Source organism: Sulfitobacter aquimarinus (assembly GCF_040149565.1).
Taxonomy (GTDB): Bacteria; Pseudomonadota; Alphaproteobacteria; order Rhodobacterales; family Rhodobacteraceae; genus Sulfitobacter; species Sulfitobacter aquimarinus.
In genome coordinates this window covers 469,541-491,030 of sequence record NZ_JBEFLO010000002.1, presented here as the reverse complement: position 1 = coordinate 491,030, position 21,490 = coordinate 469,541, and the positions used below count along the sequence as shown (strand labels likewise).

19 protein-coding genes and 1 tRNA gene are annotated in these 21,490 nt (G+C 58.4%); 10 read left to right on the top strand and 10 right to left on the bottom strand.

Features of this window, described 5'->3' with window-relative positions; translation table 11 throughout:
• Nucleotides 1-149: 149 nt before the first annotated feature.
• From ABMC88_RS06475 to ABMC88_RS06465, 3 genes are all read right to left on the bottom strand, one after another.
• Nucleotides 150-935: a ParB/RepB/Spo0J family partition protein gene (locus ABMC88_RS06475; protein WP_349576020.1), complete on the bottom strand. Its 786-nt coding sequence runs from the start codon at nt 933-935 to the stop codon at nt 150-152.
• A gap of 837 nt (nt 936-1,772) precedes the next feature.
• Complete coding sequence (locus ABMC88_RS06470; protein ID WP_349576019.1) at nt 1,773-3,113, bottom strand: DUF6538 domain-containing protein; 1,341 nt, start codon at nt 3,111-3,113, stop codon at nt 1,773-1,775.
• Between the two features lie 91 nt (nt 3,114-3,204).
• Nucleotides 3,205-3,290: transfer RNA gene (locus tag ABMC88_RS06465), tRNA-Leu, on the bottom strand.
• Between the two features lie 155 nt (nt 3,291-3,445).
• Here ABMC88_RS06465 and ABMC88_RS06460 point away from each other — a divergent pair.
• A complete protein-coding gene (locus ABMC88_RS06460) occupies nt 3,446-4,123 on the top strand; it encodes a DsbA family oxidoreductase (RefSeq protein WP_349576018.1) in 678 nt (225 codons plus the stop codon).
• A gap of 28 nt (nt 4,124-4,151) precedes the next feature.
• On the top strand, nt 4,152-4,826 hold the full coding sequence (lipB, locus tag ABMC88_RS06455; RefSeq protein ID WP_349576017.1) for a lipoyl(octanoyl) transferase LipB: 675 nt from the start codon (nt 4,152-4,154) through the stop codon (nt 4,824-4,826).
• Nucleotides 4,827-4,833: 7 nt separating this feature from the next.
• Here the strand turns inward: lipB and ABMC88_RS06450 are convergent, their stop codons facing one another.
• Both ABMC88_RS06450 and ABMC88_RS06445 read right to left on the bottom strand, forming a co-directional pair.
• The gene (locus ABMC88_RS06450; protein WP_349576016.1) at nt 4,834-5,265 is read right to left on the bottom strand and encodes a response regulator; all 432 of its coding nucleotides are present in this window, start codon (nt 5,263-5,265) and stop codon (nt 4,834-4,836) included.
• Entirely contained in the window at nt 5,252-6,523 is a 1,272-nt protein-coding gene (locus tag ABMC88_RS06445) for a sensor histidine kinase (RefSeq protein ID WP_349576015.1), read from the bottom strand. Before ABMC88_RS06445 ends, ABMC88_RS06450 begins: the two co-directional genes overlap by 14 nt.
• Nucleotides 6,524-6,812: 289 nt before the next feature.
• On the opposite strand from ABMC88_RS06445, the gene ctaD reads away from it, so the two are divergent.
• The 3 genes from ctaD to ABMC88_RS06430 all read left to right on the top strand — a co-directional run bounded on the left by ctaD (nt 6,813) and on the right by ABMC88_RS06430 (nt 9,660).
• Nucleotides 6,813-8,483 carry a cytochrome c oxidase subunit I gene (ctaD, locus tag ABMC88_RS06440; protein WP_349576014.1) on the top strand — a complete coding sequence of 557 codons (1,671 nt, stop codon included), beginning with the start codon at nt 6,813-6,815 and terminating at the stop codon, nt 8,481-8,483.
• 153 nt (nt 8,484-8,636) lie between these two features.
• Complete coding sequence (locus tag ABMC88_RS06435; protein WP_349576013.1) at nt 8,637-9,122, top strand: hypothetical protein; 486 nt, start codon at nt 8,637-8,639, stop codon at nt 9,120-9,122.
• Between the two features lie 52 nt (nt 9,123-9,174).
• Nucleotides 9,175-9,660, top strand: a complete 486-nt coding sequence (locus tag ABMC88_RS06430) for a DUF2244 domain-containing protein (RefSeq protein ID WP_349576012.1) — start codon at nt 9,175-9,177, stop codon at nt 9,658-9,660.
• Here ABMC88_RS06430 and ABMC88_RS06425 read toward each other — a convergent pair.
• Nucleotides 9,657-10,118, bottom strand: a complete 462-nt coding sequence (locus ABMC88_RS06425) for a GatB/YqeY domain-containing protein (RefSeq protein WP_349576011.1) — start codon at nt 10,116-10,118, stop codon at nt 9,657-9,659. The genes ABMC88_RS06430 and ABMC88_RS06425 overlap by 4 nt on opposite strands.
• Before the next feature lie 237 nt (nt 10,119-10,355).
• Between ABMC88_RS06425 and carA the strand changes: the two genes are divergently transcribed.
• Complete coding sequence (carA, locus tag ABMC88_RS06420; RefSeq protein ID WP_349576010.1) at nt 10,356-11,513, top strand: glutamine-hydrolyzing carbamoyl-phosphate synthase small subunit; 1,158 nt, start codon at nt 10,356-10,358, stop codon at nt 11,511-11,513.
• A gap of 91 nt (nt 11,514-11,604) precedes the next feature.
• A complete protein-coding gene (locus tag ABMC88_RS06415) occupies nt 11,605-13,485 on the top strand; it encodes a glycosyltransferase family 2 protein (protein WP_349576009.1) in 1,881 nt (626 codons plus the stop codon).
• Here the strand turns inward: ABMC88_RS06415 and ABMC88_RS06410 are convergent.
• Complete coding sequence (locus ABMC88_RS06410) at nt 13,482-14,147, bottom strand: GntR family transcriptional regulator (protein ID WP_349576008.1); 666 nt, start codon at nt 14,145-14,147, stop codon at nt 13,482-13,484. The two genes, ABMC88_RS06415 and ABMC88_RS06410, sit on opposite strands and share 4 nt — an antisense overlap.
• Before the next feature lie 82 nt (nt 14,148-14,229).
• Here ABMC88_RS06410 and ABMC88_RS06405 point away from each other — a divergent pair, with 82 nt between their 5' ends.
• Entirely contained in the window at nt 14,230-14,877 is a 648-nt protein-coding gene (locus ABMC88_RS06405) for a pyrimidine 5'-nucleotidase (protein WP_349576007.1), read from the top strand.
• Nucleotides 14,878-14,883: 6 nt separating this feature from the next.
• Nucleotides 14,884-16,080: a UbiH/UbiF family hydroxylase gene (locus ABMC88_RS06400; protein WP_349576006.1), complete on the top strand. Its 1,197-nt coding sequence runs from the start codon at nt 14,884-14,886 to the stop codon at nt 16,078-16,080.
• Here ABMC88_RS06400 and ispG read toward each other — a convergent pair.
• The 3 genes from ispG to hemA form a co-directional block, all read right to left on the bottom strand.
• Nucleotides 16,077-17,198, bottom strand: coding sequence for a flavodoxin-dependent (E)-4-hydroxy-3-methylbut-2-enyl-diphosphate synthase (gene ispG, locus ABMC88_RS06395; protein WP_349576005.1), 1,122 nt, complete (start codon nt 17,196-17,198; stop codon nt 16,077-16,079). The genes ABMC88_RS06400 and ispG overlap by 4 nt on opposite strands.
• Nucleotides 17,199-17,294: 96 nt before the next feature.
• Nucleotides 17,295-18,569 carry a helix-turn-helix domain-containing protein gene (locus ABMC88_RS06390; RefSeq protein WP_349576004.1) on the bottom strand — a complete coding sequence of 425 codons (1,275 nt, stop codon included), beginning with the start codon at nt 18,567-18,569 and terminating at the stop codon, nt 17,295-17,297.
• Between the two features lie 125 nt (nt 18,570-18,694).
• A complete protein-coding gene (gene hemA, locus ABMC88_RS06385; protein ID WP_349576003.1) occupies nt 18,695-19,918 on the bottom strand; it encodes a 5-aminolevulinate synthase in 1,224 nt (407 codons plus the stop codon).
• Nucleotides 19,919-20,111: 193 nt separating this feature from the next.
• Between hemA and ABMC88_RS06380 the strand changes: the two genes are divergently transcribed.
• Entirely contained in the window at nt 20,112-21,488 is a 1,377-nt protein-coding gene (locus ABMC88_RS06380) for a M20/M25/M40 family metallo-hydrolase (RefSeq protein ID WP_349576002.1), read from the top strand.
• The last annotated feature ends 2 nt before the right edge of the window (nt 21,489-21,490 follow it).

Genomic DNA, 21,490 nt, shown 5'->3' with positions numbered 1-21,490 from the left:
TCTCAAGGCCCATCGCTGTGTAGGCGTCAGTGGCCACGGATCACCGCCGATCTGGGCGGGCCACCCCCTCCTCGAAGGGTATGGGGGAAGAAACGCCTTCACGCCGTTATAGATAGGGGCTCAGATATTTGCTGTTTGTTTGGTCCCCCCTAAAACGGTAGGTCGTCTTCATAATCATGGTCGGGATCGTAATCTGCATCGTACGCGGCAAAGCTCATAACGGTATGAAAGTCAGGCCCCAAACGGCAGGCAAACAGTTTTCCCAACGCCGCTGGGCACCGCCGCCCTGCTTCTGTGAGTGCAGAGCCGAAAGCCGCGTCCATCTTCGCGTAGTGAGCCTCTAGACGGGCCTCGTCATCGCTTGGATCCTCTTCATCCTTTGTTCGACCTAGCGCTTCAAACCAAGTTTCTGGAATATGCTCGTCCATTTTATGTAGACGCTCTAGCACCTTGCGCATATTGGATACCTGAGAGGTGCTTATACCCGCGCTTCTTGCAGTATTCGCGATGCTCAGTGGGTATTCATGTTCGCCCGTCCGTTGACATACCAGCCGCCATGCGCCGTTTTGCCGTTCTTCGGTGGTCATTGGCAGTTGGTTCTTTGTGTTTGATCGCAGTGCGTATGCTTGTGCTTCTTCAAACGAACCACTGAATACTTCAACTTGCACAGCCGCTGTTTTGCAGTTGCGGCGATACGCTTGGTGCCTGTGGTGGCCTGCAAGGACACAGTAGTATCCATCTGTTGGGTTCCTCCAGACCACCATCGGGTCGAGAACAACGCCCCTCTTCACCAACGCCGCGAGTTCTGTGACGTGCGCAGGGTCGAGACCGTGCTTCCTGAACTGGAAGGAGCTTGGGTCGGTTTTAATGTTGCTGATCTTCAGCTTGGTTCGCCTTGTTTTCGCTAAGGCTTCAGCGTTGTTTTTCTGGGTCATTTCATGGTCCGCATGTGAGTTTTATGAAGACCAGCCCGTTCGCCAGCCTCTACAAAATGTAGACCCTAAGGGTGTATAGCTAAGAAGCGCCAAAGGCCCCCGCAGACCTCCTAGGAGACCTGCGAGTGCAAGGCTGCGGACCAGTCAAAAGAACGACTTAGGTTGCCTCTTAGTAGCTAAGGTGGGCACCTACTCGTCGTTTCCTTCTAATGGTGGCGCTTAATGGTTGAGGTGGCTACCGGACCCTGTCGAGCCAACCGTTGAAACTACAAGCCGCACCGTGAAGCTGAGTACACTCTGGCCCTTGGCGCAACGACACAGCAAACTTACCATGCTGGCCAATCGCTATCGCGCAGCCGTCCTCTTTGTACTCAGAGGACAGTAAAAAAGTGTCCCCCTTTCGGTTGTTCGCGAAGTATCCTTCGACGTACCCAAAACACCCCTTCATTTTTATGCTTACGCCAACGTCTTTCCCATCGACAATCATACGAACCTGTCCACCGTCTTGGCCTTGGCCTTCATAGACACCATCAAGAACATCTTGGGACCAACCTATCGAAGGGACAGACAAGACTGCAATTATTAGCGAAACAAAGACATTCATTCGGTTCATCTTCGATATCCTTCATTATGTGTAAGCGCTTAAGTGGCCAGATCATCACCCAGCTCAATTTTCGGAATTTTACAAAGCTCTCGGTACAGAACTGCTACAGGGGTTTCTCCATAGCTTGCTGCCGCCCGCCCGTCTTCATGGCCTTTCAACACATCGCTATACTCTGGTGCAATGTCCGCCTCTCGAGCTACCGTTGCAAACCTATGCCGCCAAGCATGGTTTGGCTAAACTTCGGGATCTGTGATGCCCACCTCAGACCTGATCCATTCGGCAACTTTCCCATAGACACCCCCAGCTCTAGCCCCAATTTCTTTAGCTTCAGGGATATCAGCAAAGACATACATACCAGCCCGCTTTTCAAACACATCCACCAAGCCTTGTTCTAATAGTTGTGGGTGCAGCGGCACTTGCCGAAAGTTTCCAGTCTTCACGCGTCCAGCTTCCGGAGTGATGTAAAAGTAGTAGACTCCCTTGTCTATTTTGAGATCACTAGCTCTAAGTTGGGCTACTTCACCTGCTCTTGCCCCAGTTAAGGCACATATCCATGGCAACCATCTAATCGCTCTTTGATTGTGGTCGTGCATCCCTGTCGGCAATCTCGACGGGTCTAGAGCGGCTCTAAGGATACTTTTGGCCTCGTCGTCCGTAAATCCTTTAGGACGCAGCCTTGGCTTCTTCCGATACTTGAAACTGAACCCTTTGGTAGGGTCATGGTCTGTGCGGCCCTTCTCGATAGCGGTTCGGTAAGTTGCCCTCACTGCGCTTAGGTATTTGGTGCTGATGGTTCGTGGAGCCAAACCCTGCTCATCTCTTAGATATTCACACCACCTGTCTATATCTTGCTTGGTAACCCTCTCAGCCACGCCGTGTCCCACAAATGCAATCAAGCTGTCGAGCTTCTGGCGGCTATCTTGAATTGTTTTGGGTGCCTTACCATCGGCAAGGTGCGTTGTTTTCCACCATTCAAAGAATGCAACTAGTGACTGGTCTTCGATTTCTGGTCGAACGTCTTTAGCGGCATTCGGTGCAGACCACTCCGGATATCTGCTCCCGTCTGGGTCATCCCTGTAATCGCCTTCAGTGTTCTTCTGAAGCTGTCGCCTCGCCTGATGGTCAGCCTTATACATCTCACGCAGCAAGGCCGTCCTTTGTTCACTGCTAATTTTCAACCCTTTGGAAAGCAGTAGCGCATCAGTCGCTCTTCCATACCAAACCGCCAGCCTTTCATGGTCGTCCGCTAGGCCTTCGGTCATTTCGGTGAGGTTCTGATAGGCTGCTGTACTTCCTGCATCCTCATGGAAGGTCTCCAACCATTTGCGATAATACTCACCGCTTAGTGCAACCATTTGCCTTTGGCTCAGCTGCACCACACCAACGCGCAACTGCGCCCAAATAGCCTCGTTCTCGCCGTGCATAAGATTGAAAAGGCGCTTGGCCTCGACAGGGTCTCTAGTCTTGAGGCTCCTTTTTATGTTCGCTGCGCCAAAAGCTTCGATGACATCAGCGGGCACGCGAACACGATATTCGTAGATGCCGCTTTTCTTATTTTTCTGAGGACCAGCCATGCGCATTCCTGTGTGTACCGCCCTTGTGTACCACAAAGATCGAGACAAACCACTGATCGCACTTAACTTATTGCTTTCGAAGAAAGATAATTGGTGCGGTCGGAGAGACTCGAACTCTCACGGGTGTTACCCCACAGCGACCTCAACGCTGCGCGTCTACCATTCCGCCACGACCGCACGCCATGGATGGTGCGTTCCAATAGCGCGGGCGGCGCTGTACCTCAAGAGGCAAATTGCACCAATTCGTACTGTTTCGAACATCAGCCCTCTGCCCTTGCGCTTGGCGGCGAAAACATAGACCCTTGGTTGGCACAAAATCGGTAGAGAGCCCCATGCCCCAAGACACAGCTGAAATCCCCCCCCTTCAAATCGACATCGTATCGGATGTGATGTGCCCGTGGTGCATCATCGGATTTCGCCAGCTGGAACAGGCGCTTGGCGCGACGGGAATCGGCGCGTTCATCCGCTGGCATCCGTTTGAGTTGAACCCGAACATGCCGCCCGAAGGGCAGAACCTGCGCGAACATATCGCCGAGAAATACGGCGCTACACCCGAACAGAGCGCGCAGAACCGTGCGCAGCTGTTGGCGATTGGCGCTGATCTGGGGATCGACTTCACCTATTCGGACAGTTCGCGCATCGTCAACACCTTCGCCGCGCACCAGCTTTTGGACTGGGCGCAGGAGCATAACCTGCAACACCCGCTGAAGATGGCGCTGTTTAACGCGCATTTCACGGCTGGGCGCGATGTTTCCGATACGGATGTTCTGGTCGAGGTGGCGCACTCCGTCGGGCTGGACGCGGATCAAGCGCGCGACGTTCTCGGGAGCGGATCGCACGCCACCCAAACCCGCGCACGCCAGCAATTCTGGACCGAACGCGGGATTAGCGGCGTGCCTGCAATGGTGTTTGAGGGCAAATACCTGCTGACTGGCGCGCAGGGGGCGGAAAACTATGCACAAATGCTGCACAAGCTGGTACAGGAACGGGCCGAGGCGGCACCAGCGTGACCGCGCCTGCCCTGCCTAGACTTCACGCATGATAGAATGGATCATCACCCCCGGCCTGACCGACTTTCGCACTGCCGAGCAGGCGATGGAGGCGCGTGTTGCCGATATTGCCGCGGGCACGGCGGCGGAGTGTATCTGGCTGGTCGAGCATCCGCCGATGTACACGGCCGGCACCTCGGCCAAAGACGCCGACCTGCGTGAGCCGGACCGCTTTGATGTGTACGCGACAAAGCGCGGCGGGCAATACACCTATCACGGGCCGGGACAGCGGGTCGCTTATGTGATGCTGGATGTGGGCGCACGCGGGCATGATGTGCGTGCCTTTGTCAAACAGCTAGAGGCTTGGGTCATCGCCGCATTGGCAGAATTCAACGTGACGGGTGAAATCCGCGAGGGGCGCGTGGGCGTCTGGGTCCCGAGGCCCGAAAAGCCCGCAACCGCAACCGGATCAATGGCCGAAGACAAAGTCGCGGCCATCGGCATCCGCCTGCGCAAATGGATCAGCTTTCACGGAATCTCGATCAATGTGGACCCCGATCTGAGCCATTTTTCAGGCATCGTGCCCTGCGGCATTACCGAACACGGGGTCACCAGCCTTGTTGATCTGGGCCTGCCCGTAACCTTGCCCGATGTTGACCTGGCCCTGCTGCGCAGTTTTGCGCAGATTTTTGGCGAAGCGCCGCAAATCATCACGCCATCCTGACACGGCGTCAGGCGACAGAGCGCCCTTCCGCATCTTCGGGCTGAAATTCCTCGATCAAGGTGATCAGGTTTTCTAACCGCAACGGTTTGTCGCAAAAGCTGTGCACGTTTGGATCAGCCTCGGCGCGCCAGTGGTCGGCGGGCAAAAGAGAGGTCGACAGCATCACAATGATCAACTGCGCATCCGCTTCTACGTTCAGCTTCGGGTATTGCTCCAGAAACTCGAAACCGCCCATGCCGGGCATATTAATGTCGAGAAAGATCAGCTCGGGCAGCGGGCGGTGCGCGGTGAGGTCGGCGTTCAGAATATCCAACGCTTCCTGACCGTCTGTGGCCACGTCTATCACCTCTACCAGGCCCGATTTGGCGATCACACGTTGATGCAGCATGTTCGTCACGGTGTCATCGTCGACAAGCAATATGCGTTTAATCAGAGTCATGTTGAATATCCTTGTCTGGGAAGTTTATCTGGAATTCTGCGCCTTGCCCGCGGGTACCGGACAGCGTGATACTGCCGCCGCGGTGTTGCAGCATCCGCTTGGCACAATAAAGCGAGATGCCGTTACCAGCCGGCGCCTTGTGGGCGCGCTGGAACAGGCCGAATACTTTTCCACTGTCGGTGGCTTCATCGATCCCTGTGCCGTTGTCCGCAATCGCAAGCGTAACCCGACCGTCCACTTCAGTCGCGCGGATGGTGATCGAAAGCGGCCGGTCGGGCGCTGCGTATTTCACGGCGTTATCAAGGATTGACGACAGAATGCTGCTCAGCTCGAACCGCGCAAAGAACACCTCGATCTGCGGAGCAACATCCACAATGACCGGTAGTGCATTCTGCCCCATCGCCTTTTGCAGGCTGCCGATCGTCGCCATCACCTCATCACGCAGGTTGAACATTTTTGCGGGCAAGGCACTGCTCAGCCTGATTTGCGCCACCAGAACAAGGCCGTGGATCTTACTGTGCAGCTGCGCGGCGCTGGTGTTGATCCATCGCACCAATTCGACCCGTTCTTCGCGGGGCTGGTCGGGATGGTCTTGCAGCATCAGCGCCAAACGGCTGAGGTTATTGGCAGGCACTTTCAGGTCGTGGGTCGCGATAAAGGTCAGCTGCTCCAGCTCTACCACCGCATCTTCGAGTTGGGATGTGCGTTCGGTAATCCGTTCTTCCAGCTCTGCGTTGAACATAGCAAGCTCGGCGGTGCGGGCGATGACTTTGGCCTCCAGCTCCACGTTCAATGCGGCCAGTTCGTCCTTGTTGGTCTTTTCGACAGTGATGTCAGTGGCAGAGCCGATATGGCGCAAGACACGCCCCTCGGGGCAGCGGTCAAACACAGTATCGACCGAACGCAACCACCGTATCGCCCCGTCTTTTCTGATCACACGGTATTCGATGGTCAGGCTTTCATCGTCCTTCAGCTGCGCGATTCGCTCCATGTTGCTGGCAACCGAGGGGAAATCATGGGGGTGAACGATATGTGCCAACACCTGATCCCCCAATGCTTGAATCTGGGCACTGGAATACCCCAGATAGGCCGCAATCGAGCGATTCATATATTCATTGGAAAAGGTTTGGTGATTGAAAACATAGACAAAACCGGGCATCATCTCGATCACGCGATTGATTGAGGGCGCACGCTGTGGTTCCCCCGACAGCAGCCCGTCCGCCGTTAGCTCGCCAATGTTGTGTTCTCTGGTGTCCACGCGTTCTTTCCAAATCAATTTGATCAGCGGTAAATTCGCATCAAGGGATTACTCGGCGGTTAACTTTTTCAAAACTGAAGGGTGCAAAAACACCGTAAGCTGCACCCGAGCGACCGATTTCGGAGACCATTGATAAAATTGGGTCCAGTTGCCTTGAAAATACTTGGGCCTGCGACCATCGCGCCCATTGCGCGGCGGTGCACATGCTTTTAGAAGACATTCCAAGACCGTGATGCGTTTTGCCAACAGCCGCATTGCGAATTTCAATACCAAGCCAAGGAGGCACCGCATGGCAGACGCAGCCATTAACGGGCACGACCATGAAGACGAGCGTGGATTTTTCACGCGCTGGTTTATGTCCACAAACCATAAAGACATCGGTATTCTATATCTGATCGTCTCCGCATTTGTCGGGTTCATCTCTGTCGCATTCACGATCTACATGCGTCTCGAGCTGATGAACCCCGGCGTTCAGTACATGTGTATGGAAGGCGCGCGTTTCATCGCCGATTCCGCCGCGACCTGTACGCCCAACGGTCACCTTTGGAATGTTCTGATCACCGGTCATGGCATTCTGATGATGTTCTTTGTCGTGATCCCTGCCCTGTTCGGCGGTTTCGGCAACTACTTCATGCCGCTGCAAATCGGCGCGCCTGACATGGCGTTCCCACGGATGAACAACCTGTCCTTCTGGCTTTATGTTGCTGGTACGTCACTCGCCGTTTGTTCGGTGGTGATGCCCGGTGGTAACGGTCAGGCCGGCTCTGGCGTGGGTTGGGTTCTGTACCCGCCGCTGTCCGTGAAAGAAGGCGGCATGTCCATGGACTTCGCGATTTTCGCGGTTCACGTCTCTGGTGCGTCATCCATCCTTGGTGCGATCAACATGATCACGACATTCCTGAACATGCGTGCCCCCGGCATGACCCTGTTCAAAGTGCCGCTGTTCTCGTGGTCGATCTTTGTGACCTCGTGGCTGATCCTGTTGTCCCTGCCCGTTCTGGCCGGTGCGATCACGATGCTGCTGATGGACCGCAACTTTGGCTTTGCCTTCTTTGACCCCGCTGGCGGTGGTGATCCGGTTCTGTATCAACACATCCTATGGTTCTTTGGCCACCCGGAGGTCTACATCATCATTCTGCCAGGTTTCGGCATCATCTCTCACGTGATTGCGACCTTCGCGCGCAAGCCGATCTTTGGCTACCTGCCGATGGTTTGGGCGATCATCGCGATTGGTGCACTGGGCTTTGTTGTGTGGGCACACCACATGTACACAGTCGGGATGACACTGAACCAGCAGGCCTACTTTATGTTGGCGACGATGGTGATTGCGGTCCCGACTGGCGTCAAAGTATTCAGCTGGATCGCGACCATGTGGGGCGGCTCTGTTGAGTTCAAGACACCGATGCTGTGGGCCTTTGGCTTCCTGTTCCTGTTCACCGTTGGTGGCGTGACAGGCATCGTATTGTCGCAGGCCGCTGTGGACCGTTATTACCACGACACCTACTATGTTGTGGCGCACTTCCACTATGTGATGAGCCTTGGTGCCGTGTTCACGATCTTTGCGGGTATCTACTTCTACCTGCCGAAGATGACGGGCCGCATGTACCCTGAATGGGCAGGCAAGCTGCACTTCTGGGCGATGTTCATCGGTGCGAACCTCACATTCTTCCCACAGCACTTCTTGGGTCGTCAGGGTATGCCACGTCGCTACATCGACTATCCTGATGCGTTTGCATACTGGAACTGGTGGTCAAGCATGGGCGCGTTCCTGTCGTTCGGCTCGTTCATCTTCTTCTTTGGTGTGATGGCATGGACATTGACACGCGGCGCGCGCGTCACGGCCAACAACCCATGGAACGAGTATGCAGACACGCTGGAATGGACTTTGCCGTCCCCTCCACCAGAGCACACGTTCGAACAGCTGCCGGTACAAGCGGATTGGGACAAATCCCACCACTAAACCAGCAGCGTCAGCCAAGGCTGACTGCATAAAAGGCAGAGGGCTCCAACGGCGGTTGGGGTCCTTTTTTTTGTGGCGCTCGAACTTTGCCGTTATGCGGGTTGAGGGTGCGGGATTGAGTTTAAGGGCAAAATAAAGAAGGGGGTGGTGCTGATGTCTGTGTTTATCATTTGTGTGGTTCTGCTGGGGCCGCAGGCGTTTGCCGCGATGCGCGGCGTGGGGCCTGCGGGGATGCTGATGCTGCTTGTGCTTTGCATCGCGGGGATGATGGCTGTTCTGGTCGTGGCTGCGATGCCGCCGGGGGGCGCGTTGGAGAGTACCGCCTATGATCAGGACACCTATTATGTCGTGCATCTGACGCTATTTGGGTACGCCGTTCTTGGGGTAATGCTGCTGACGCTTTTGTATTGGGTGGTGGAGTGGGCGCGCCCGCAGGCGGACATGCGGGTCGATGTTGTTTTGGTGCAGGGGGTTGTTGCGTTGATGACCGCTGCGGTTGTTCTGGGTCTAGGGCCAGACGGATCGGGCTATGGCGGGGATATGCGTCCGGTTGTGCTGATTGAAGGGGGGGCATTGGCGATGGTCGGCGTTTTGGCAGTGCGTGCGGTTTGGCATCTCTTGCTCCAGCGCCCGAGGTAGCCCCGCACTTATTGTCGCATTGATCGCACGGGCGATCGGGGTACAAGGGGGTATGCCTTATGAATGGACCTCACCGCCCCAGAGCACGCCGCAGACGATGCGGCTTTGGCCGCATAATTCCTTGCCTGCGCGGGGCATGGCTGCCTTTGTGCTGACCACTTTTACGCTGATCTCGATCCCTGTGCTGCCCTTGCTGGGCTCGCCCATTCTGTGGGGAATGTTGCCGTTTACCCTTGCGGCGGTATGGGCAATTTTCTGGGCGCTACAGCGCAACCACAAGGTCCGCCAGATCAATGAGGAATTGGTGCTGGGGGACCGCATGGCCGTGCTGGTGCGCACCAACCCCAAGGGCGATGTGCAGGAATGGGATTGCGAACGCTATTGGACGCAGGTCACCAAATACGAGAGCGAGGGTCCTGTACCCCACTACGTCACCCTGCGCGGCAAGGGCCGCGAGGTCGAGATTGGTGCGTTTCTGAGCGAAGAAGAGCGGATCGCCCTGTATGACGATCTGCTGCGGGCGCTGAAGCGCGACTAGTTCGACAGCCGCTCTTTGAGCATGGGTCCAACGCGACCAAAATCCATCTGGCCTGTGTATTTCGCTTTCAGGGCGCCCATCACCTTGCCCATATCGCGGATGGATGTCGCACCCGTTTGCGCGACCACAGCATCCACAGCCGCCTTCGTCTCATCCTCGGAGAGTTGGCGCGGGAGGAATTCCTCGATCACTTCGATCTCTTCGCGCTCGCGCTCTGCCAGATCAAGGCGCCCGCCCTCTTCGTAGGCGCGGGCGGATTCGAGCCGCTGTTTCGCCATTTTACCAAGGATCGCGAGGACTTCACCTTCGCCCACTCCTTCGTCGGTGCCTTCGGCACGCGCCGCGATGTCTTTGTCCTTGATCGCAGCATTTACCAAGCGAAGCGTCGACAGCCGCTGGGCTGCTTTGTCTTTCATTGCTTGCTTCAACTCTGTACTGATACGGGTACGCAGGTCCATGAGGTGCCTCACTCGGGTTATCGGGAACAAGAGCGGGGACACTACCCAAACCGCCGCGAACATGCAATGCGGCAGGGTGGCGCTAAGGCGCTGTTATACATAAGTTTTTCATTTCTGCTAAATCTTGACCCTCCCCCGACTGCGCTATAGGTTGCACCCGTTTGCCGCCACAAGAGCCTTGCGCTCTTGCCCCTCCGGTCGGGCCTGCCGCCCTGCCTCTGCTCAAAGGATATGACCATGGCCACCGCTGTTCCTGCACACCCCACCGCCTGCCTTGCCCTTGCTGACGGGTCGATATTTTACGGCGTCGGGTTTGGCGCAACGGGGCAGACCGTTGCCGAGATGTGTTTTAACACTGCCATGACGGGGTATCAGGAGATCATGACCGACCCGTCCTACGCGGGCCAGATCGTGACCTTTACCTTCCCGCATATCGGCAACACAGGCACCAATGCCGAAGATGACGAGACAGCAGACCCGGTGGCCGCTGGCATGGTTGTGAAATGGATGCCAACCGAGCCGAGCAACTGGCGTGCGACGCAAGACCTATCCGCATGGCTGGCCGCACGCGGGCGCATCGCCATCGGCGGGATCGACACGCGGCGCCTGACCCGCACCATCCGCCAGCAGGGCGCGCCCCATGCTGCCCTTGCCCATGACCCCGACGGGAATTTCGATATTGAGGCGCTTGTCGCCGCTGCCCGTGGCTTTGCGGGCCTTGAAGGGATGGATCTGGCCAAGGATGTCACCTGTGCGCAATCCTATCGCTGGAACGAGATGCGGTGGGCGTGGCCCGAAGGCTATGTCCCGCAAACCGCGCCCAAACACAAGGTTGTGGCGATTGATTACGGCGCGAAACGCAACATCCTGCGCTGCCTTGCCTCGGCGGGCTGCGATGTGACCGTGCTGCCTGCTTCCGCAACTTACGAAGATGTCATGGCGCATCAGCCTGACGGTGTCTTTTTGTCCAACGGCCCGGGCGATCCTGCAGCCACGGGCGCTTATGCTGTTCCGATGATCCGTGACGTGTTGGACAAAACCGAGCTGCCGGTTTTTGGGATTTGCCTGGGTCACCAGATGCTTGCCCTTGCCCTTGGCGGCGCGACGGTCAAGATGGGCCATGGCCACCACGGTGCCAATCACCCCGTTAAAGACATTGATACGGGTAAGGTTGAGATCACCTCTATGAATCACGGGTTCGCGGTTGATAGCCAGTCCTTGCCAGCAGGCGTGGTCGAAACGCACCGCTCGCTGTTTGACGGCTCAAACTGCGGTATCCGCATGGAAGGTCGCCCTGTCTATTCGGTCCAGCACCACCCCGAGGCCTCTCCTGGTCCGCAAGACAGCTACTACCTGTTCGAGCGTTTTGCGGAGGCCATGTCGGCCCGCGCCTAACGCCCAACGCGGTCAGCCCTTGATTAACAGATCCTTAAGACTTCTTTGCGATAGTCTTAACTGATTTGAAACGATCTTGGGTGAAACCGCGATGAGCGAACTCTACCTGCGATTGCCCGACCCACAGGCTGTTGCCCCACCAAAGGTTCGGCTGCCGCTGGGTCGGGTGATGGTCAACGCAGGCCATATTTCACAACGCGACCTCGTTCACGCGCTGGATTTGCAGCGCCACATTGATGCACCTTTGGGCGAAATTCTTGTGTCCGAAGGGCTCGCTAGCAGCTCCGAGATCCTTCAAATGGTCTCTAGGCAGCATAATATTCCTGTGGCAGATCTGTATGCCGACCCGCCGGATGTCACGATCAGTGATGCGCTTCCCTCTGCGCTGTGCCTGACGCATCGGTGTGTGCCGTGGATGAAGATGGGTGATGTGCTTTTGGTCGGGACCGCGCACCCCGATGATTTCAACCAGCTATGTGCCTGTTTGGGCCGCAAAGGGCGGCGGATGCTGCCCGTATTGGTGGACGAGCATCAAATTCGCAGCCATATCGGTACGCTTTACGGGGCCGAGCTGGCGCAACGGGCCGCGACCCGCGTCCCTGCCGCGCAAAGTTGCCGCAGTTGGGACCCCGATGCGCCATTGCGCAAACCGTTTGTCTTTGCGTTACTTGCGGTCTTTGTCATTGCCACCCTGCTGGAGCCACGTTGGATGTTCACCATCGGCGTGGTCGTCGCCTTCGTCACCCTGATGATGAGTACGGCGCTGAAAACCGCGGCGTTCATCGCTCAACTCTCCGAGATGTCACAAAAGACCCCGCCCCTGCGGCCCCCGAACCGTTCGGTATTTCCCTTGCCGAAAGTATCGATTTTGGTGCCTTTGCTGCGCGAAAAAGAGATTGCTGGCAAATTGATCCAGCGTCTGACCCGCCTGACCTATCCCAAATCCTTGCTAGAGGTCGTTCTGGTCCTTGAGGCCGACGACACAGTCACACGTGACACCATCGCGCGGACCGACATGCCGGGCTGGATTTCGGTGATCGAAGTTCCGGGGGCAAACAACCTCACGACAAAGCCCCGTGCGCTCAACTATGCGCTGGATTTTTGCCGCGGGTCTATCATCGGCGTCTGGGATGCAGAGGACGCGCCAGAGGCAGATCAGATCGAAAAGATCGTTACCCGTTTTCAGGATGCGCCCGCAAATGTTGCGTGTTTACAGGGGGTTCTGGACTATTACAATCCGCGCAATAACTGGCTGTCGCGGTGCTTTGCCATTGAATACGCGACGTGGTGGCGCATGATTTTGCCGGGCGTTGCCCGCTTGGGGCTGGTCATTCCACTGGGCGGCACCACGCTGTTTTTCCGCCGCTCTATCCTTGAAAAACTGCACGGATGGGACGCCCATAACGTGACCGAAGACGCCGATCTGGGCATACGGCTCGCCCGCCACGGATATGTCACCGAACTGGTCCCCACCGTCACCTATGAGGAAGCCAATTGCCGTGCGTGGCCTTGGATCAAACAACGCTCACGCTGGCTCAAAGGGTTTGCGATCACGTGGTTGGTGCATATGCGTGCGCCCGCCGCGTTGATGCGGGATCTGGGGTTTGTGCGGTTCTGGGGGGTGCAGACGCTGCTGTTTGCTACCTTTGCGCAATTTGCGCTGGCGCCGCTGCTGTGGTCGTTCTGGATCACGCTTGCAGGGTTCGAGCATCCCGTAGCCGCGACATTGGGTGCGTCTGCCGCCTCAACGATGGCGTGGATCTTTATCGTGACCGAAGTGGTAAACCTGAGCATTTCGATGGTCGCCGTCTCGGGGCCGCAGCACCGACATCTGTTGATTTATGTTTTGACGCTACCGCTGTATTTCCCGATGGGCGCCCTGTCTGCCTATAAGGCCGTCAAGGAAATGGTTTTTGCGCCCTATTTTTGGGACAAAACCGAACACGGCATCGCCGCAGCCGAGCAGAATTAAGCTTCGGCCTCTCGGGCCTCGGCCTCTTGCTTGAGCCGTGTTGTAAACGCGACAGAGATATGCGCCCGCAATGCCGCGTCTGCGGCATCCCCGTCCCGTGCCTCGATTGCGGCGACGATCTTGTCATGCTCGGCTTGCGCAATCTCCCCGCGCCCGACAACCGCCAGCGACGTTGTCGCCATCAACGCCATAGAGCGATGCACAAGGTCCAGTTGTTGCACCAAAAATCGGTTATGCGAGGCAAGGTGGATCTGCTTGTGAAAGCGGCGGTTGGCGCGGGCCAAGGCGGCGGGGTGTTCGACCAGCGCGTCATCCTCTGTCACCATTTCGCGCAGCAGGCGCACTTCTTCTTCGGTGGCGTTACGGGCGGCCAGTCGGGCGGCCAGCCCTTCCAGCTCTCCGCGCACAACGTATAGCTCGGCCATCTGGTTGTGATCCAGCGAGGCCACGATCAGGCTGCGCCCGTCCCGTGCAAGAAGCGATTGCGTCTCGAGCCGCTGCAACGCCTCGCGGATGGGTGTGCGCGAGACGCCAAAACGCTCGGCCAGCTCGCTCTCTACCAGACGGCTCCCGGGGCGGTAGGTGCCCGTGTCGATCGCATCAAGGATCATCGAATAGGCATCGGTATTGCCAGAGCGTCCGGCAGTATAGGCGGGGGGCATGGCGCAGCCCTTTCTGTTTGACTCGCAGCACCTTATCCAAAGACCCCTTGCACGCCTAGCCCCCCTTGCCTACCAAAGGCCCATGCCCCGCGATGCTTTCTCTCATGTGGATACTTGGGTCTTTGACCTTGATCACACGCTGTACCCGCCCTCTGCGCGCCTGTTCGACCTGATCGAGGTACGGATGCGGGCGTGGATCATGGACACCATCGGCGTGGACCAGCCCGAGGCCGACCGCCTGCGCAAGCATTACTGGGAAACCTATGGCACCACGCTCACGGGTTTGATGCGCGAGCATGGCGTTGATCCTGCGCCCTATCTGACGGATGTGCACGACATTTCGATGGAGAGCCTGACGCCCGATCCGCAACTGGCCGCCCGCATCCGCGCCCTGCCCGGACGGCGCATTGTCTACACCAACGGCTGCGCCCCCTACGCCGAGCGTGTGCTGGAGGCCCGCGGCCTGTCGGGCATCTTCGACGCCATCTACGGGGTTGAACATGCCGACTACCTCCCCAAACCCGAGCGGGCAGCGTTTGAGCGGATCTTCACCCGCGACACCCTGACCCCGACCCGCGCCGCAATGTTCGAGGATGATCCGCGTAATCTGGCAGCTCCCCATGACATGGGGATGCGTACGGTCCATGTGGCCCCTAAACGCGCCGACGGATCGCATGTGCATTTTCACACCGACGACCTATCTTCTTTCCTGAACGAATTGACGCGGTAGGCACCCATGGACAGCACATGTGACATCCTGATTTCGGGCGGCGGCATTGCAGGCATGACCGCAGCGGCGGCCTTTGGCACCGCAGGCTTCAACGTGATCTGCGTGGACCCTACGCCGCCGGTGACAGACGGTGCAGCGGACGGGGCCGACCTGCGCTCGACCGCGATGCTGCAACCTGCGCGGACTTTGCTTGAGCGTGCAGGGCTTTGGGACGCACTCGCCCCCCATGCAGCCCCTTTACAGATCATGCGCATCATCGACGCAGGCGGGTCCGAGCCAGAGCCGCGTGTCACTCGCGAATTCGACGCCTCCGAGATTTCGGACCAGCCCTTTGGCTGGAATTTCCCCAACTGGCTGCTGCGCCGCGAGATGCTGGAGCGGCTACACGCGTTAGACACCGTTGATTTCCGCGCAGGTGTGGGCACGGCGCGGCTGTTCACCCGCGAAAGCGGGGCCAAGGTCACGCTGAGCGATGGCACGCGCATCGCCGCCAAACTGGTGATTGCCGCAGACGGACGCGGATCGCCCATGCGGACGGCCGCAGACATCGGCGTGAACACGCAACGCTACGGGCAAAAGGCGCTGGTCTTTGCTGTGACCCATGAGGTTGCGCATAACAACGTCTCGACCGAGGTGCACCGCACGGGCGGTCCCTTCACGTTGGTGCCCCTGCCCGACCGCGAAGGCAAGCCTTGCTCTGCCGTGGTCTGGATGGACGATGGGCCCAAGGCACAAGCGCGGATGGAGATGGATGTGGCCGCGTTCGAGGCCGAAGCCTCGGCCCGCTCAACCCATCATTTCGGGCCTTTGAAACTGGTCAGTCAGCGGCAGGTCTGGCCCATCATCACACAGCACGCTGAACGGCTCAGCGCCGAGCGCGTGGCCCTGATCGCCGAAGCGGCCCATGTCATGCCCCCCATCGGGGCGCAGGGGTTGAACATGTCACTCAGCGATATTGCGACGCTGCTGGATCTAGCGATCAAGCGGCCCGAGGGGTTGGGCGATGCGAAGATGTTGGAAGCGTATCATAAGGCCCGCTATGGCGATATTACCCTCCGCGTGCGCGGGATTGACCTGCTCAACCGCGCCTCACAGGCCAGCAGCACGCTGGCGCGGGATGCGCGGGCCGCAGGGCTTAGCGCACTTTATGGCGCGGCGCCTGTGCGTAAGATGTTGATGCAGATGGGCCTCGGGATGCGCTAGGCGTCTTCGGCTTTCTCCGCCTCCAGCTTGGCGGCGTGTGCCTCGACCTGCTCGACGATGTGATCGACCATGCTGGCATTATCCTGTTTGTGGCTTTGCTTGCCCGCCAGATACACCATGCCGGAGCCAGCCCCCCCACCGGTAAAGCCCACGTCCGTCATCAGCGCCTCACCGGGGCCGTTGACGACACAGCCGATGATGCTCAAGCTCATGGGGGTCTTGATATGCTCAAGCCGCTTTTCCAGCGTCTCGACCGTTTTGATCACATCGAACCCTTGGCGGGCGCAGGACGGGCAGGAAATGATGTTCACACCGCGGTGGCGCAGGCCCAGAGATTTGAGGATCTCGAACCCCATTTTCACTTCTTCCACGGGATCGGCAGACAAGGACACGCGGATCGTATCACCGATGCCCATCCACAAAAGATTGCCCATACCGATGGCTGATTTGACAGTGCCCGAAATCAGCCCGCCTGCCTCGGTGATCCCAAGGTGGATGGGGGCGTCTGTGGCCTCGGCCAATTGCTGATAGGCAGCGGCGGCCATGAAGACGTCGGAGGCCTTGCAGCTGATCTTGAACTCGTGAAAGTCGTTGTCTTGCAGGATTTTGATGTGGTCCAGGCCACTCTCGACCATCGCGTCGGGGCATGGCTCCCCGTATTTGTCCAGCAGGTGCTTTTCCAGCGATCCTGCATTCACGCCAATGCGGATCGAGCAGTTGTTGTCGCGGGCGGCTTTGATGACTTCCTTGACGCGTTTCTCATCACCGATATTGCCGGGATTGATGCGCAGGCAGGCGGCGCCCGCCTCGGCGGCCTCGATCCCGCGTTTGTAATGGAAGTGGATGTCGGCGACCAAGGGCACGGGGCTTTCGCGCACAATCTGTTTCAGCGCGGCCGAGCTTTCGACGTCGGGCACAGAGACGCGTACAATGTCCGCGCCTGCCTCGGCGGCGGCCTGAATCTGCGCAATCGTCGCAGGAGCGTCCGTGGTCAGCGTGTTGGTCATTGTCTGCACGCTGATCGGCGCATCGCCACCCACAGGGACGTTGCCCACCATAATCTGGCGCGATTTACGGCGATAGATGTTGCGCCAAGGACGAATATGATTCAGCGACATGCCAACCTCACCAGACAGTTCAGACACGACTTAAGTAGCCACGCAGGCGGGGCACTGCAATGCAAAGCTGTGTGATAAATGGGGATTAGATCGGGTTTACTGATCTTCGGCGGGTTCTTGCAACGGCCCTGCCGCTTCGGCGCGCAATTCCGCCACAAGCGTTTCCAGCGCGCTGTCATCGCCTGGCACCGCAGGCTCATACAGTTCGGCCAAAGCCTGCTGTTGCAGCGGTACATTCGACGTCACGCTGCCGCGGCCGCCAACGGGGCCGAAGAATTCGCCGTTCATGACAAAATAGACAGCGCCGCTTTGACCTGTGCGCAGCACGGGGGGCTCTTCCAGCGCAGGCACGTTGAACGTGTCGCCCTTTTGCATGACTTTTTCAAAGATGTTTGAGCCGTCGGCCGCTGTCACACGCACCCATGTCTCGCCCGTGGCGATGACCTGAACGGCGGGGGCTGGCCCCTCAACAACTTGTGGAATGCTAAGGCCCGCTGTCAGCGTATCCTCGTCGGCCAATGCGTCCTGCACGGCGGTGTCAATTGCGCCCGTCAGCGGATCGGCTGGAACGGCGGGCGATTGGAACAGGCCGCTGGTGCGCGGGTCAAGCGACGCGATCGGTGCGTCACGCGCAACCATTACAGGCACATCCAATGCGGCAGGGCGGTACAAACGGTCCAGCGCCTCGATCCGCGGCGCATCGGCCAGCGGAGAAGGCGTTGTAACGTCAACACCTGCGATACCTGATGCTGCTGTCGGCGCGTTGGCCTGCAGCGGGTCAAGATCGGACAGAACAACAGGCGTCTGGTCAACGGGTGCAACCTGCACGCGCTGCACTTCTTGCATTACGGTCCAGCCACCAAAACCGATGGCACCGATCAAGGCAACCAGCACCCCCATCGACCCGATGGCCGCAGGTTCGATCCGCGCCAAAAAGCCTTCACCATCCGGTGCGAAGGGCATCGCGGGACGCGAGAAGATATCATGTTCGGCTTGCCGGCTCAGCCGGTCTTCGCGGGTGGGTTTATTCACCACGGAAGCTTTGGCCGACATGCCGTGGGCCACGCTGAAGCCGCTTTCGGCACAAAACGCATCAAACGCCTTGTCGGGGTCCATGTTCAGATAGCGCGCATAGGACCGCACATAGCCCGCGATAAAACCAGGGGTGTCGAACGCGTCAGGGTCCGCATTCTCGATCGCCGCGATGTAGGAGGCCTTGATCCGCAGTTCGCGCTGCACATCCAAAAGAGATTTGCCAAGCGTCGCACGCTCGCCCCGCATTAGATCACCAAGACGCAATTCGAACGCGTCAAAGCCCGTCTGCTCTGCCGCATCGCTGTTTTTATTCTTGGAGGCCCAACGCCCAATCATAACTACTGCCCTAGTCCCGTCTATTTACCCACTTGTCCTGTGGGACAAGAAACCATTGATTCGTCACGGTCACTTGTTGATAGAAACCTAACACAGCGCAATCGCTTTAGCGAGTTTTAGCAGGACTATCCCGCCAATTCGGCACGATTCAGCGCACAATGCGCCCAAAGACCGTCCATTGCAGTCACCAATGCATCCATTTCTTGCGGTCCGTGCACGGGAGACGGCGTAAAACGCAGGCGCTCTGTGCCGCGTGGGACTGTCGGGAAATTAATGGGTTGCGCATAAATACCGTGCTCGTCCAGCAGCATATCGGACAGCATTTTAGTATGCACGGGGTTACCCACCATCACGGGCACGATGTGGCTGCCGTGATCGATAATCGGCAGGCCAAGCCCCTTGAGACGCAGTTTCAACGCTGCGGCCTGTGCTTGATGCTGCTCGCGCAATTCAGGGGCGCGTTTCAGGAAGGCGACACTGGCGGCGGCCCCTGCGGCCACGGCGGGAGGCAGCGAGGTGGTGAAGATAAATCCGGGCGCATAGGACCGGATCGCATCGCACATCTTCTCGGATGCGGCGATATAGCCACCCATCACGCCGTAGGCTTTGGCCAATGTGCCGTTGATGATGTCGAGACGGTGCATCAGGCGGTCACGCTCGGCCACCCCTGCCCCGCGTGGGCCATACATGCCCACGGCATGCACTTCGTCGATATAGGTCAGCGCGCCAAATTCATCCGCCAGATCGCAGATCGCCTCGATCGGGCCGAAATCGCCGTCCATCGAATAGATCGATTCGAACGCAATCACCTTGGGTGCGTCGCTGTCGTCGGCAGCCAGCAACTCGCGCAGGTGCTCAACATCGTTGTGGCGGAAGATGCGCTTGGCCCCGCCGTTGCGGCGCACACCCTCGATCATGCTGGCGTGGTTCAATTCATCCGAATAGATGATCAGCCCCGGAAACAGTTTTGGCAGCGTGCTGAGCGTGGCATCATTGGCGATATAGGCCGAGGTAAACAGCAGCGCCGCTTCCTTGCCGTGCAGATCGGCCAACTCGGCCTCGAGCCGTTTGTGATAGACCGTTGTGCCGGAGATGTTGCGTGTCCCGCCCGAGCCTGCGCCCGTCGCCTCAATCGCCTCATGCATGGCCTCGCGCACGACGGGATGCTGGCCCATGCCCAAATAATCATTGCCGCACCACACGGTGATGTTCTGTTCCGTCCCGTCGGGTTTGGTCCAGACAGCGTGGGGGAAATTGCCATTGCGGCGTTCGATGTCGATGAATGTGCGGTAGCGGCCTTCGTCGTGCAGGCGGGCAAGCGCCGCATCAAGCTGTTCCGAATAAGTCATGCGCGTCTCCATCGTAGGCCACACAACATGTGCGGTATTTACAAAGGGGAAATATAGAACGGTTCCAAGTCGATCAATACGCAATCCAGCGCGATGTGTCGCAGGCGGGTTTCCGATTGGAAAACCGCGCCACTGGACATCGCTTACCGCGCTGTTAGGGTCGCGCCAAATCCCTGATAAACGGAGCACTTTTATGTCCCTCGACGCCGTCCTTTCCCAGATCGACACCGACCTTCCCGCCGCGACCGAGCGGTTGCTGGAGCTTTTGCGCATTCAGTCCATCTCGACCGATCCGGCCTATAAAGACGCCTGTCAGGACGCGGCAGACTGGTTAGTGGCCGACCTGCAAAGCCTTGGTATTGATGCACAAAAACGCGAAACGCCGGGCCACCCGATGGTGGTGGGGCATGTGGGCCCCGAAGACGGCAGGCCGCACCTTTTGTTCTACGGCCACTACGATGTGCAGCCCGTGGACCCGATTGAGTTGTGGGACCGCAACCCGTTTGACCCCGCCGTTGAGGAAACCGATGCAGGCCCCGTCATCCGTGGCCGCGGTGCGGCGGACGACAAGGGCCAATTGATGACATTTATCGAGGCTTTTCGCGCGTGGAAGACCGTCCATGGCGACTGGCCCTGCCGTGTGACCTTCTTTTTCGAGGGGGAAGAGGAATCAGGCTCGCCCTCGCTGGTGCCCTTCATGGAGGAGCATAAAGAAGAGTTGCGCGCCGATTTTGCGATGATCTGCGACACAGGCATGTTCGAGAGCAAGACGCCGTCGATTGTGACCATGCTGCGCGGCTTGCTGGGCGAAGAGCTGACCATTACGGCCCCCACCAAAGACCTGCACAGCGGCATGTTCGGCGGGATCGCCATGAACCCCATCCGCGTCATGTCACGTATCATCGCATCCCTGCACGACGATCAGGGCCGCATCACCGTGCCGGGCTTTTACGACGGCGTGCCAGAGCTGTCGGACGAGCTGGAGGCCCAGTGGCAGGGCCTTGCCTTTGATCACGCGGCATTCTTGGGCGATGTCGGCCTGTCGGAGCCTGCGGGCGAACAGGACCGCACACCGCTCGAGATGATCTGGTCGCGGCCCACGTGCGAAGTCAACGGCATCGGCGGCGGCTATCAGGGCGACGGGTTCAAAACCGTGCTGCCGTCACAGGCCCATGCCAAAATCTCTTTCCGACTGGTCGAGGGGCAAGACCCGCTGGTTATCCGCGAAAACTTCCGTGCCATGGTGGAAGGGATGCTGCCCGCTGATTGCTCGGTCGAGTGGACGGGCCACGGGGCAAGCCGCGCCTCGGGCACGCCGACAGACGATCCCGCCTTTGGCAAGGCGCTGAAAGCACTTAGCGACGAATGGAACGTGCCCGCCGCCTATATCGGTTGCGGCGGGTCGATCCCCATCGCGGGCCATTTCCAGAACATCCTCGGCACGCCGCCCGTGCTGATCGGCTTTGGCAAGGACGACGACCAGATCCACTCCCCCAACGAAAAATACGACATGGAGAGCTTCCACAAAGGCATCCGCTCGTGGGCGCGGATTCTGGACGCGATTACCTGAGC